This is a genomic window from Nocardia seriolae NBRC 15557, from assembly GCF_007990715.1.
GTDB classification, from domain to species: Bacteria; Actinomycetota; Actinomycetes; order Mycobacteriales; family Mycobacteriaceae; genus Nocardia; species Nocardia seriolae.
The window spans coordinates 1-12,460 of record NZ_BJWY01000085.1 but is presented as its reverse complement, the minus strand read 5'-3'; the positions used below and the strand labels follow the sequence as shown (position 1 = coordinate 12,460).

At 69.2% G+C, this 12,460-nt stretch carries 10 protein-coding genes; 3 read left to right on the top strand and 7 right to left on the bottom strand.

Features of this window, described 5'->3' with window-relative positions; all coding sequences use genetic code 11:
• Positions 1 to 83: 83 nt before the first annotated feature.
• Complete coding sequence (locus NS2_RS23560) at positions 84 to 911, bottom strand: siderophore-interacting protein (protein ID WP_033089543.1); 828 nt, start codon at positions 909 to 911, stop codon at positions 84 to 86.
• Between the two features lie 88 nt (positions 912 to 999).
• On the opposite strand from NS2_RS23560, the gene menD reads away from it, so the two are divergent.
• A complete protein-coding gene (gene menD / locus NS2_RS23555; protein WP_033089542.1) occupies positions 1,000 to 2,634 on the top strand; it encodes a 2-succinyl-5-enolpyruvyl-6-hydroxy-3-cyclohexene-1-carboxylic-acid synthase in 1,635 nt (544 codons plus the stop codon).
• A 41-nt stretch (positions 2,635 to 2,675) separates the two neighbouring features.
• On the opposite strand, the gene NS2_RS23550 is transcribed toward menD, so the two are convergent.
• Complete coding sequence (locus NS2_RS23550; RefSeq protein ID WP_033089541.1) at positions 2,676 to 2,891, bottom strand: Rv3202a family protein; 216 nt, start codon at positions 2,889 to 2,891, stop codon at positions 2,676 to 2,678.
• 79 nt (positions 2,892 to 2,970) lie between these two features.
• Positions 2,971 to 3,189 (bottom strand): DUF8836 family protein, encoded by a 219-nt coding sequence (locus tag NS2_RS23545; RefSeq protein WP_033089540.1) that lies wholly within the window; start codon positions 3,187 to 3,189, stop codon positions 2,971 to 2,973.
• A 189-nt stretch (positions 3,190 to 3,378) separates the two neighbouring features.
• Here NS2_RS23545 and NS2_RS23540 point away from each other — a divergent pair, with 189 nt between their 5' ends.
• Positions 3,379 to 3,954: a TIGR03086 family metal-binding protein gene (locus NS2_RS23540; RefSeq protein WP_033089539.1), complete on the top strand. Its 576-nt coding sequence runs from the start codon at positions 3,379 to 3,381 to the stop codon at positions 3,952 to 3,954.
• Between the two features lie 86 nt (positions 3,955 to 4,040).
• Here the strand turns inward: NS2_RS23540 and NS2_RS23535 are convergent, their stop codons facing one another.
• Positions 4,041 to 4,673: a TetR/AcrR family transcriptional regulator gene (locus tag NS2_RS23535; RefSeq protein ID WP_033089538.1), complete on the bottom strand. Its 633-nt coding sequence runs from the start codon at positions 4,671 to 4,673 to the stop codon at positions 4,041 to 4,043.
• Positions 4,674 to 4,758: 85 nt separating this feature from the next.
• On the opposite strand from NS2_RS23535, the gene NS2_RS23530 reads away from it, so the two are divergent.
• Positions 4,759 to 5,793: an aldo/keto reductase gene (locus tag NS2_RS23530; RefSeq protein ID WP_033089559.1), complete on the top strand. Its 1,035-nt coding sequence runs from the start codon at positions 4,759 to 4,761 to the stop codon at positions 5,791 to 5,793.
• A 4-nt stretch (positions 5,794 to 5,797) separates the two neighbouring features.
• Here the strand turns inward: NS2_RS23530 and NS2_RS23525 are convergent, their stop codons facing one another.
• The 3 genes from NS2_RS23525 to NS2_RS23515 all read right to left on the bottom strand — a co-directional run bounded on the left by NS2_RS23525 (position 5,798) and on the right by NS2_RS23515 (position 12,286).
• Entirely contained in the window at positions 5,798 to 6,856 is a 1,059-nt protein-coding gene (locus tag NS2_RS23525; RefSeq protein WP_081986127.1) for an alpha/beta hydrolase, read from the bottom strand.
• 63 nt (positions 6,857 to 6,919) lie between these two features.
• Positions 6,920 to 11,428 (bottom strand): bifunctional nitrate reductase/sulfite reductase flavoprotein subunit alpha, encoded by a 4,509-nt coding sequence (locus NS2_RS23520; protein ID WP_033089537.1) that lies wholly within the window; start codon positions 11,426 to 11,428, stop codon positions 6,920 to 6,922.
• Between the two features lie 144 nt (positions 11,429 to 11,572).
• Positions 11,573 to 12,286 carry a demethylmenaquinone methyltransferase gene (locus tag NS2_RS23515; RefSeq protein WP_033089536.1) on the bottom strand — a complete coding sequence of 238 codons (714 nt, stop codon included), beginning with the start codon at positions 12,284 to 12,286 and terminating at the stop codon, positions 11,573 to 11,575.
• Positions 12,287 to 12,460 lie beyond the last annotated feature (174 nt).

The window sequence follows — 12,460 nt, the reverse complement described above, 5'->3', positions numbered from 1 at the left end:
TCTCGGTGAATGTCCGCGCGCCAAGGCGCGGTGATGCGAATGCCCGCGAGGTGGTTCCCGGGCACTCGCTTTTCTCTTCGAATTCAGCCCTGGGACTTGCCGACTCGCCAGTAGCCGGTGAAAGTGATGTCCGCTTTGGGGATTTCGCGCTCCTGTGCCAGGTGCCGCCGCACCCCCGCGGCCAATTTCTGCTCGCCCGCGATGAAGGCGTAGACGCCCGTGCCGGGCAGTTCCGCCTGTCGCACCGCCTCCGCGGCCAGCGCCCCGACCTCCACGTGCGCGTCCGTGCGGGCCAGCCAATTCACCTGCACGCCCTCGGGTTCGCCCAGTTCCTGCCGGTCCTCGGCGGACGGAATCTCGATGTACGCCGCGCCCTTCGCCCCGCGCGGCAGCGACCGCAGCACGCCCGCGATGCCGGGCAGCGCGCTCTCGTCGCCCACCAACAGCGTCCAATCGCTGTGGTCCGGAGCCTGATACGTGATGCCCTCGTCCAGCAGGCCGACCTGGCAGCCGGGCGTGGCATTGTTCGCCCAGGCCGAGGCCGGGCTGCCGTCCCCGTGCGAGACGAAGTCGACGTCGATCTCGGCCGTGCTGCCGAACTCCCCGAAACCGGCGGCCCGGTAGTCGCGCACCGTGTAGTTGCGCGCCAGTGGCCGATGCTCCTTGCCCATCATGAGGTACTGGGCGAACCACCCGAGATTGGTCGAGGAGGTGGGCAGCTTCAGACTCCCGTCGCGCCCGGGCATGAAGAGCCGGAACCACTGGTCGAATCCCATGGCGGTGAAGTTCGCGAGTCCCGTGCCGCCCAGCGTGACGCGGACGAAATTGGGGCTGATTCGTTTGCTGGCCAGGACCTCCGCGGTGAGGATCTCGCGGTGCTCGGGCTTGACATGCTTGCTGCGCTTCGCCATTCGCTTAGGTTAGCAAACCCTAACTTTCCAGCATAGGTGTGATCGGGGTGACGGAGCGCTCCGGGCGGCTGTCTGAGAGGCTGTGGGGGTGAATCCTTCGACTGCTCAGGCGCACGTCGTTGTCGACGAGCTCCCGCGCGGCGGAGTCCGGGACGTCGTCCTGTGCCCCGGATCGCGAAACGCGCCGCTGGCCTTCGCATTACAGGCGGCCGACCAGGCAGGACGCATCCGGTTGCACATGCGCATCGACGAGCGCACCGCGGGCTTCCTGGCCGTCGGCCTGGCCGCCGCGAGTGGCCGCCCGGTGCCCGTCGTCATGACCTCCGGCACCGCGGTCGCGAATCTGGGCCCGGCCGTGCTGGAGGCCAACTACGCCCGCATTCCGCTGATCGTGCTCAGCGCCAACCGGCCCTACGAGATGCTGGGCACCGGCGCGAACCAGACCGTCGAACAGTTCGGCCTCTTCGGCAGCCAGGTGCGTGCCGCCATCGGTCTCGGGCTGGCCGAGGCCGACGGCGGCGACGAGCTGTACGCCAAGCAGAACAGCGTGTGGCGTTCGGCGGTGTGCCGGGTGCTGGCCGCCGCCCGCGGCACCCGCTCCGGCAATGCCGGACCCGTGCAATTCGATATCCCGCTGCGCGAACCGCTGGTCCCGGACCTGGCCGCCGGGGATGCGCTGCCCGCCGGGCGGGACGGCGAACGGCCCTGGACGGCAACGCAATACGCCACCCTGGACGTGCCCCTGGATATCGACCTGACCCCGGACACGGTGGTCATCTCCGGGCACGGCGCGGGGCACCGGCCCGAACTCGCGGCGCTGCCCACGGTCGCCGAGCCCACCGCGCCCATGCACGGTCCGGCGCTGCATCCGCTGGCGCTGCCGCTGCTGCGGCCCAAGCAGGCCATCATCACCGGCCGTCCCACCCTGCACCGGCAGGTGTCGCGGGTGCTGGCGGATCCGGAGGTCACGGTGTTCGCGCTGACCACCGGTCCGCGCTGGCCCGATGTGTCGGGCAATGTGGTCGGGACCGGCACCCGCGCGGTCACCCACGGCGCGCCCCGACCGGAGTGGCTCGAGCTGTGCCGGGATCTGAACGAGAAGGCGGTCACGGTGGTCCGGGCCGAGCTGGCCGGACATCCGAAGCCGACCGGTCTGCACGTCGCGGCGGTGGTCATGGACGCGCTGCGTGAGGGCGATCAGCTGCTGCTCGGCGCGTCGAACCCGGTCCGCGACGCGGCCCTGGTCTCGCATCCGCGGCCCGGCATCCGGGTGCTGTCCAATCGCGGCGTGGCCGGGATCGACGGCACGGTGTCGGCGGCGGTCGGCGCGGCGCTCACCCATCCCGGCCGCACGGTCGCGCTGATGGGCGATCTGACCTTCCTGCACGACGCGTCCGGCCTGCTCATCGGCCCGGGCGAGCCGCGGCCCGAAGATCTCACCATCGTGGTCGCCAATGACGACGGCGGCGGCATCTTCGAACTCCTGGAACAGGGCGATCCGCAGTACGCGGGCGTGTTCGAGCGGGTCTTCGGCACCCCGCACGGCATGGACCTGGCAGCGCTGTGCGCCGCCTACCGGATTCCGCACCGCCAGGTCGATCCGGCACAGCTGGCCGCCGAGCTGAGCGGCAGCGCCCACGGCATTCGCGTGCTCGAGGTCGCCACCGAGCGGTCGAGCCTGCGGGAGCTGCACGCCACGGTGCGTGCGGGCGTCTCGAATTAGCGCGGGAGTCGCGAATCAGCTTGCTCGCGAAGGGGCGCCGGTCAGTAATCGCTGCCGGCGCTCTCGTCGCGGTCGTCGTCCAGGGGGACGGGGATGGACTGTTCGACGAGGTCTCCCTCGGAGGCGGTCCAGCCATTGTCTCCGGCGGGGACTTCGGTGATTTCGGAATCGGAGTCGAGCGCGTCATCCGCCGGATAGGCGGGAATGGACTGCTCCACGGAGTCGGCCTCGGGCACTTCGTCGATGCGATCGATCATCGGATGCTCCTCTCTGCCGAGCGGGCGGCGGACACTGTCGAGAATGCCCCCGTTTCACCTCTCGGGCAACCGTCCGGCATCACTCGCCGGGTAGGGCTCCATCGTCTGCGGGGTACTCGACCAGTGACAGCACCCGCCCCGCCAGGAATCGGGCAGTGCGTACCGAGCTCCCGGTTCTGGTCACTTCGCTGACCTCGACTATTCCGCGCGCGATGCGCGTCTCGACGCGGCGGCCCGCTCTGGTCGCGATAATTTCGTAGTTCCGAGACCCGTCGCCGGTATCGACGACGATCTCCACGCGATCACCTTTCATCTATCAATTCTCCTCCCTACCAGCATCTTTCGCCGCTGATACCGCCTAACGAACCGGTTGCGACGCGGGGGTGCAAGCACATTTCGAGGGCTCCGCGATGAATTCCGCGGCCCCGCGTCGTCCTCATCGATGACCGGGCCGCACCGATGGTTCGGCATGCCCGCTGGAGGAACCATGACCACACCGGCCTTCGATCTGGAAGCCGCCGCCGCTGCCGTGGAGGCGGTCGTCGCCGCCGTCGCCGAGGCCGACTGCGAGCGCCCGACGCCCTCGGGCATCACCGTGCGCGACATGGTCGCCCACGTGCAGGGCTTCACCGAGGCCTTCCGCCTGGGCGCGACCAAGGAGCTGCTCGGGCGTTCCCAGCCGCCGGAACCCGGATCCTCGCTCGCGCAGGATTGGCGCGATCGCATTCCGGCCCAGCTGAAGTCGCTGGTCGCGGCCTGGCGGGAGCCCGACGCCTGGGAGGGTGACACCGAGGTCGGCGGGGCGGTCGCACCCGCGCCGCAGATGGCGATCTTCGCCCTGGACGAACTGGTGATCCACGGCTGGGATCTGGCCCGCGCGATCGGAGCGCCCTATGCCCCGGCCGAACCGGATCTGGCGATCCTGCTCGGGTTCCTGCGCGACACCCCGCGTGAAGGCATCCCCGGCCTGTTCGGTCCCGTGATCGACATCCCCGCCGAAGCGCCACTCCTCGACCGGGTGCTCGGACTGACCGGCCGCGATCCGGCCTGGGCGGCGGACTGAAGCCCGCGCAGGATCCGGCGAACGTCGCGGCCCGCACGCCCGGCGAGGGGTGGTGCGTGCGGGCCGACGGCTCCCGGATCGGGCGGTCAATCGGCGGATTCGAGTGCGGCGGTGGTGAATACGCCCTGTTCGGCGGCCAGGGCGGCGGCCTCGGCGGCGGCGGTGATCGCCGCCTCGTCGACCGGGTCGCCGCTGGCGAGCAGGCGGTAGTAGAGCGGGGCGGAGACGGCGGAAAGGACTGCGCGGGGGTCGGTTTCGGGCGGGATCTCGCCGCGGGAGACGGCGGCCTCGACGCAGGGGGACCATTCGGACAGGCGGGTGTCATAGAAGGCGCGCAGGGCCGCGGCGGCGGTGTCGTCGCTGGTGGCGGCGGCGATGACGGCGCGGAAGAGGCGGCCCTGGCGGGGGTCGGTGAGGGTCTTGCCGACCAGGCGGGCGTTCTCGCGGAGGTCGCCGCGCAGGGTGCCGGTATCGCTGTGGGGCAGTGAGGTTTCCGCCATTTCCAGCAGCAGGTCGGCGACCAGTCCGGCGGGGGTGCGCCAGCGGCGGTAGACGGTGGTCTTGCCGACCTCGGCGCGCGCGGCCACCTCGGCGAGATCGAGGGTGGCGAAGCCACGTTCGGCCAGCAGGTCACCGGCGGCGAGCAGCACGGCCTCGCGCACGCGGGCGGTGCGGCCGCCCGGGCGGACCGAGCCCGGTCCGGCTGTGTCCTGATTCATAACGGGTCTCCAGTTCCATTTGCGATGGCACGAGTGTAGCGTCGCGATTGTTAATGAAACTGTAGTTCCGTTAGGAGTGGTGGTCATGGAATACCGTCGGCTCGGCGCTTCGGGTCTGCTGGTTCCCGCCTTGAGCTTCGGCGCGGGCACCTTCGGCGGCCGCGGCGAACTGTTCTCCGCCTGGGGCGATACCGACGCCCGGCAGGCGCGGCGGCTGGTGGATATCAGCCTGGACGCGGGCGTCACCATGTTCGACACCGCCGATGTGTATTCGGACGGCGCCTCGGAAGAGGTGCTGGGCGAGGCGATCCGGGGTCGCCGGGACCAACTGCTGATCTCCACGAAAGCGACGCTGCCCACCGGCCCCGGCCCGTTCGACGCGGGATCCGGTCGGTCCCGGCTGATTTCGGCGGTCGAGGGCTCGCTGCGACGGCTCGGCACCGATCGCATCGACCTGTTCCAGTTGCACGCCTTCGACGCGGGCACTCCGGTGGAGGAGGTGCTCTCCGCCCTGGACGACCTGGTGCGTTCCGGCAAGATCCGCTACGTCGGCGCATCCAATTTCGCGGGTTGGCAGCTCATGAAATCCCTTGCCGCCGCGGATCGGTACGGGTTCACCCGCTATGTCGCGCATCAGGTCTACTACTCGCTGGTCGGGCGCGATTACGAGTGGGAGCTCATGCCGCTCGGTCTGGATCAGGGCGTCGGCGCGGTGGTGTGGAGCCCGCTGGGCTGGGGCAGGCTGACCGGGAGAATCCGTCGCGGACAGCCGCTTCCGGCGGGCAGTCGCCTGCACAAGACCGCCGACGCCGGTCCGCCCGTGGACGACGAGAGGCTCTACGACATCGTCGACGTGCTCGAGGAGATCGCCGCCGAAACCGGTCGTTCCGTCCCGCAGATCGCCCTGAACTGGCTGTTGCGCCGGCCCACGGTGGCCACCGTCATCGTCGGCGCGCGCGACGAGGAACAGCTGCGGCAGAATCTCGGCGCGGTCGGCTGGAGTCTGGATGCCGATCAGGTCGCCCGCCTGGACAAGGCGAGTGCGGTGACACCGCCGTATCCCTACTACCCGTACTACCGCCAGGAGGGATTCGCCCGCGTCAATCCGCCCGTGGTGTAACCGATCACGGGTTCGAGTAGAGCCCCTGCGCGAGCACCGGCCAGGATGCCTTCAGATCGTCCTGCCAGTAGCCCCAGATGTGGGTACCGCTGTCGCGGAATTCGAAGGTGGCGGGGATGTTCAGCGATTCCAGCCGCTTCTGCAGGATGAAGGTGGACAGCTCCACATTGGCCTCGATGAACGAGCCGATGGCCACCGCCTTGGCGGTGTCGGCGGGCCGCTCCATCCGTCCGCGCGCGCCGGGGACGTCGAAGGCACCGGGAATGCCATTGCCGGTGGAGATGAAAAGGTTGGTGCCGCGCAGTTTCTCGGCATTGAGGGTGGGGTCGTTGGCGGCCCACAGCGGCCCGCCCTCGGGCCCCCACATGTTCTCGACCTTGCCGCCGCCGTAGAGCTCGGTGACCATTTTGATGGACTCCCGGCCCTGCGGCGTGGTGGTCTGGAAGAAGCCGCTGTACACGGCGGCGCTGCGGAACAGCCCGGGATTGAAGATGACCGAATTCAATACGGGCAGACCGGCCATGGAGATTCCGGCGATGGCATTGACGCCGTCGGTGCCCAGGGCGGCGTCCATCAGCGGCGGCAATTCCTTGCCGAGGTAGGTGGACCACTTGTTGACCCCGAGCGACTTGTCGGGCGAGAGCCAGTCGGTGTACCAGCTGAAGGCCCCGCCGATGGGCTGGACCACATTGACGTTCTTGTCGGCGAGGAAATCCAGTGCGTCGGTGCGCAATTGCCAGGTGGCCTGGTCCACGCCGCCGCCCGCGCCATTGAGCAGGTAGAGGGTGGGACGGGCCTCGGAGGTGTCGGCGGGGCGCAGCACATCGACCGGGAAGACCTGGTTCATGGCCGCGGAGTACACGGTGAAGGTGACGGTGTGATCGTCGCGGGCGGCCACGTTCTGGATGTAGGAACCGTCATCGGTCTTCAGCTCCGGCACCGTGACGCCGGACAGGGTGGGGGTGTCGGCTCCGGCGGGAACCCCGCCCAGGGCCGGGGATGCGGCGGACACCAGGGCCGCTACCGCCAACCGCGCGGTGATTCGACTGATCCGGACCGACATGGCGTCAGGAATATCACGTTTTCAGATCAGCGGGACCGGATTCGCGACACCCGTCCCGCGAGATCAGTACACGTCACGCACGTAGCGCTTCTCCGCCACCAGCTGCTTCTTGAACGCCAGCGCGCCGTCCTCGCTCAGCTTGCCGTGAATCCGCGCGATCCGCAGCAGGGTGTCGTCGACGTCCTTGGCCATGCGCGCGGCATCGCCGCACACGTAGAAATGGCCGCCGTCGCGCAACCAGGCCCAGAGCTCCGCGCCGTGCTCGATCATGCGGTGCTGCACGTAGATCCGCTCCCGCTGATCCCGGGAGAACGCCAGATCCAGCCGGGTCAGGAAGCCGGAGCGGAACATGTCCTCGAGCTCGGAGCGGTAGTAGAAATTGTCCGCCGCGTGCTGATCGCCGAAGAACAGCCAGTTGCGGCCCTTGCAGCCGAGCGCGCGCCGCTCCTGCCGGAACCCCCGGAAGGGTGCGATCCCGGTGCCCGGACCCACCATGATCATGGGCGCGTTGGGATCCAGCGGCGGCCGGAAATGCGGCGCCCGCTGCAGGAAGATCGGCACCTCGACGGCGGCGCGATCGGCCAGGAAGGTGGAGCACACCCCGCCGCGCCGGGCCGCCGACCCGATGTCCACCGGATCGCCGTAGCGCACCACGCCGACGGTCAACTGCACCTCGCGCGGACTCACCAGCGGACTCGACGAGATCGAATACTGGCGCGGCTGTAGCTTTTTCAGCGCGCCCAGCCACTCCACCAGATCGGCGCGCACCGGGAAATCACGCAGCACATCCACCGCCTGCCGATCCCACAGATACCCGTCGAGCTCATTGCGGTTGTCGCGGCGCAGCAGCTTGCCCAGCCGTGGGCTGGCATTGCGCTCGGCCACGAAGGACAACAGGTCCGCGCTCACCCGCGTGATGTCGTAGTGCGTGCGCAGCGCCTGGGCCAGGGTCAGCTCGCCGTCCTCGACGTCGATGATCCGCCGCCCGTCCAGCCCGGTGACCTCGAGCCATTCCGACACCAGCGCTTCGCAATTCGCGGGCCGGATGCCCAGCGAATCCCCGACCTCGTAGGTGGCCTCCAGATCGCTCAGGTCGAACCCGAACTGCCGCACCTCCTTCTCGGAGCCCGCACTCGACAATGGCTCATTGCGAACGAGTTTCGCGAGCAGCGGCGCATTGCGCGTGAAGGGCGCGGCGGTGATGGTGCGCGCCCGTCCCGGCGCAAAGCCCGGCGCGGTGACAGCGCCGACTCGCTCGGGCGCTCCGGTGCCGGGGCCGAACTGTCGCGTCGAGCCGTTGCCCGCTCGCGTATCGGGGACGCTCGATCCGGGGGAATTCGGTCCCGAGGGCGGGAAAGCCCACGCCGAGGGATGCGTGTGGGGCCCGGGATTCCGGCCGCGCGCGGCGGAGGAATCCGCCAGGACGTCGTTGCTGATCCCGAACGGCCCGCCCGGGGGAATCGAGGACGCGCCGCCGGACCCGTCGCGCGGCTCCTGGCTACCCGGCGCTCCGTCGATGCCGGGGACCTCCGGCGGCGCGGCGGTGTCGAACGCGGCGGCGAGGCTGGTGATGACGTCGTCGAACCAGGTCGCCGACAGGTCCTCGTGGTCGGGCTCGCTGTCCACGCGGGCCAATAGCCGGGTGGCGCCGCGCTGCGCGAACAGCTCGTCCAGTTTCCGGCCGTGGCCGCAGAAGTCGTCATATGACGAGTCGCCCAGCGCGAAGACCGCGTACCGCATGCCGGTCAGCCGGATCGCGCTGTCGTTCAGGCGTTCCCAGAAATCCGCACCGTTGTCGGGCGGCCCGCCATCGCCGAAAGTACTGCTGATGACCAGCACGTCACCCGCGAGATCCGACAATTCGGCCGAATCCATGTCCAGCAGCCGCGGAATGAACCCGGAATCGACCAGATAGGTCACCAGGGCCGCCGCCAGATCTTCGGCCGTACCCGTCTGCGAGGCCCACAGCACCGTCACGATGCGCGTCGCGGTCGAATCCCCGGCGGCGGCGGACCCGTCCGGCCCACCGGCCTCGAGCGCCGGTGCACCGAGATGCGCTCCGCGCGAGTACATCCCGCCCAGCAGGCCGTCGATCCAGAGTCGGCTGCGCTCGGAGATGGGCGCGGTCACCGGCAGCACCGGCACCCCGGTCACCGGCAGGCTCTGCAGCGCCGCCAGATACCCGCCGAGATAGATGCGCTCGACCTCGCTGAGCGTCGGTGCGATGGAACCGTCGAGCCCCAGCATGCTCGCCAGCGGATGCGCCCCGGCCGAATGCGTGGCTCCCGGAACGGCGTCGCTCGCCGCCGGATCGTGTTCCGCCGGAAGCGGATCGGCGGCAGTGCCGGGGTGGCCGCCGTCGACGGTGCCGAGTTCCGGTGTGTCCACGCGCAGGGCCGCGACCTTGCGCAGGCGGACGGCGCACGCCTTGAACTCCGGTTGCAGGGAGATCGGGTCGACGGCGTCGTTGGTGACGGCGTTGATGGTCAGGTATTCGCCCTGTTCGTCGTTCCAGTGGAAGGGTGCGAAGCAGGTGCCCGGGAGGACCCGGTCGCTGATCTGCACGGGCAGGACCGCGCGGCCGCGGCGGGAGGCGATCTCGAGCTGGTCACCCTCGCGCACGTCGAGTTGCGCGGCGTCGTCCGGGTGGACCTCCAGGAAGGGCCTGCCGTTCAGCTTGTTCAGTTTCGCCACCTTCCCGGTCTTGGTCATGGTGTGCCACTGGTGTTGCAGGCGGCCGGTATTGAGGACGAACGGGTGGTCCTCGTCGGGCATCTCGTCGGGCAGCAGGTGCGGGCGCGGCCAGAAGACGGCCCGGCGGCTGGGGGTGGCGAACGCCAGCCGGGGGGTGTGGCCGTCGGCGTCGGTGTACCGGGTCTGGCTGACACCGTCGTTGAGGTAGCGGATGGGGTTGCGGCGCACGGCGGGATCGGGGCACGGCCACTGCGCGGGACCGTCGGCGAGCAGCTCGTAGTCGATGCCGCTCAGGTCGTAGCCGGTGGCCGGATTGGCGAAACGCCGCAGCTCGTCGAAGATCTCGGCACTGGAGGAGTACTCGAAGCCCGGGAAGCCCAGGGTCCTGGCCATTTCCGCGATGAGCTGCCAGTCCGGTCGCGCGTCGCCGACCGGTTCCACCGAGTGTCGCAGCAGCGTCAGCGTGCGTTCCGAGTTCACCTGCACGCCGTCGGCCTCGGCCCACAGCGTGGCGGGCAGCAGCAGATCGGCATAGGCATTGGTGGCGGTGTCGGTGAACACGTCCTGGACGATCACCAGCTCCGCGGCCTCCAGCCCGGCGATGACGGTGCGCCGATTCGCCATGGAGGCAACGGGATTGCTGCACACGATCCAGCACGCCTTGATCCGGCCGTCGGCCAGCCCCCGGAACATCTCGATGGATCCGGGTCCCGCCTCGGCGCGGATGGTGCCCGGCTCCAGCCCCCACTCGGCCTCCACGAAGGCCCGGTCGGCGTCGGAGAGCACGCTGCGCTGTCCCGGCAATCCCGGTCCCATGTAACCCATTTCGCGCCCGCCCATGGCATTGGGCTGCCCGGTGAGCGAGAACGGCCCGCTGCCGGTGCGGCAGATCGCGCCGGTGGCCAGGTGCAGGTTGATGATGGCGTTGCTGGACCAGGTGCCGTGCGTGGACTGGTTGATCCCCATGGTCCACAGCGACATCCACTCGCCCGCCGCGCCGATCCACTCGGCGGCGGTGCGGATATCTGCCTCGGGAATGCCGGTCACCTCGGTGACCAGCTCCGGGGTGTATCCGGACAGGAACTCCGGCATGGCGTCGAAGCCCTCGGTGTGCTCGGCGATGAATTCGGCGTCTATCGCGCCGTTCTCGATCAGCAGGTGCAGCAGCCCGTTCAACAGGGCGAGATCGGTTCCCGGTTTGATCTGGAGGAACAGATCGGCGCGCGCGGCGGTGTCGGTGCGGCGCGGATCCACCACGATCAGCTTCGCGCCCGCCTTGAGCCGATCGGCCATACGCAGGAACAGGATCGGATGGCAGTCGGCCATATTCGCGCCGATCACGAAGAACAGGTCGGCGTGATCGAGATCGTCGTAGGACCCGGGCGGCCCGTCCGAGCCGAGCGAGAGCTTGTAGCCGCCGGCCGCACTGGCCATGCACAGCCGCGAATTGGCCTCCATGTGCACGGTGCGCAGGTGGCCCTTGGCGAGTTTGGTGGCGAGGTACTGGGCCTCGAGCGACATCTGCCCGGACACGTAGAGCGCGATGGCGTCCGGTCCGTATATGTCGAGAATCACCCGAAGTCGTTCGGCGGCTTCGTGAATCGCCTCGTCGACCGGCATCGGGACCGGCGGCTGCCCGCGCTCGGGGCGGCGGTAGGCGGTCTCCATGCGGCCGGGTGCGGCCATCATCTCGGCGTGCGTATTGCCCTTGGTGCACAGTCGCCCGGCATTGACGGGGTGTGCCTTGTCGCCCTTGACCTTGGTGATCACGGGTAGCCCGCGGGCGTCCGGCTCGGTCTCGACGGTGATGCCGCAGCCCACCCCGCAGTACGAGCACGCGGTCCGGGTGCTCGTCGGGGGAGTGGTCTGTTCCGGCATGGTTCCGAGTTAAACCAGCCCGGGTTGCGGGCGATTTACCGAACGTTATCGCCAGATGACAATCGGCCTCACAGTTGGATTTTTCGGCTGTGAGGCCCAGGTCAGGCCATTGTCGTGAGCAATGCCACGGCTCGGCGGCGCGGTTCAGCCCAGCTTGTAGCCGCGGTGCAGGGCCACGATCCCGCCGGTGAGATTGCGCCACTTGACCGATGACCAGCCCGCGTCGGCGATGCGCACGGCCAACTGCGGCTGGTTCGGCCACGCCCGGATCGACTCGGCCAGGTAGACGTAGGCGTCGGGATTGGAGCTCACCGCGCTGGCCACCTGCGGCAGCGCCTTCATGAGGTACTCCATGTACACCGTCCGGAACGGCGCGAGGGTCGGCGTGGAGAACTCCGCCACCACCAACCGGCCACCGGGCTTGGTGACCCGCAGCATCTCCCGCAGCGCCAGATCCGGGTCGGAGACATTGCGCAGCCCGTAGGAGATGGTGACCGCGTCGAAGGAGTCGTCGGCGAAGGGCAGGGCCATGGCATCGCCCGCGACCATCGGCACATTCCGCCAGCGCCCCGCCGCGAGCATGCCCTGGGAGAAATCGGCGGCCAGGCACCAGGCACCGGACTTGGCCAGCTCGACGGTCGAAACCCCGGTCCCCGCCGCGAGATCCAGCACCCGCTCACCGGGCCGCAGCGCCAGCGCCTTCCGGGTCATCAACCGCCAATAGCGGTCGATACCACCGGTCATCACCGTATTGGTGATGTCGTACCGCTTGGCAACGCCGTCGAACATCGACGCGACCTCGCCCGGCTTCTTGTCCAGCTGGGCCCGAAAGGATTCCCGCTGCCGTAATTTCGCCACGGTGTTTATTTTGCCCTCCGCTTCGCTCCGGGCGGGTTCGCGGCCCTGGAGGTCTCGTTCTTCCCTCCCTCCGCTCCTCCGCTTCGCTCCCCCGCTCCGCTCAGTCCAGAACGAGACGGGCCGCGAACCTTCGGGTGAATGGCCGGGACTGTCTACTTCCGGAGCCTAGTGTCG

What these genes read in the sequence shown, in the direction of transcription:
- NS2_RS23525 (WP_081986127.1), bottom strand. Translation starts at nt 6,856, where the DNA reads ATGTCGGTCCGGATCAGTCGAATCACCGCGCGGTTGGCGGTAGCGGCC.
- NS2_RS23535 (WP_033089538.1), bottom strand. Translation starts at nt 4,673, where the DNA reads ATGAATCAGGACACAGCCGGACCGGGCTCGGTCCGCCCGGGCGGCCGC.
- NS2_RS23560 (WP_033089543.1), bottom strand. Translation starts at nt 911, where the DNA reads ATGGCGAAGCGCAGCAAGCATGTCAAGCCCGAGCACCGCGAGATCCTC.
- NS2_RS23520 (WP_033089537.1), bottom strand. Translation starts at nt 11,428, where the DNA reads ATGCCGGAACAGACCACTCCCCCGACGAGCACCCGGACCGCGTGCTCG.
- NS2_RS23530 (WP_033089559.1), top strand. Translation starts at nt 4,759, where the DNA reads ATGGAATACCGTCGGCTCGGCGCTTCGGGTCTGCTGGTTCCCGCCTTG.
- NS2_RS23540 (WP_033089539.1), top strand. Translation starts at nt 3,379, where the DNA reads ATGACCACACCGGCCTTCGATCTGGAAGCCGCCGCCGCTGCCGTGGAG.
- NS2_RS23550 (WP_033089541.1), bottom strand. Translation starts at nt 2,891, where the DNA reads ATGATCGATCGCATCGACGAAGTGCCCGAGGCCGACTCCGTGGAGCAG.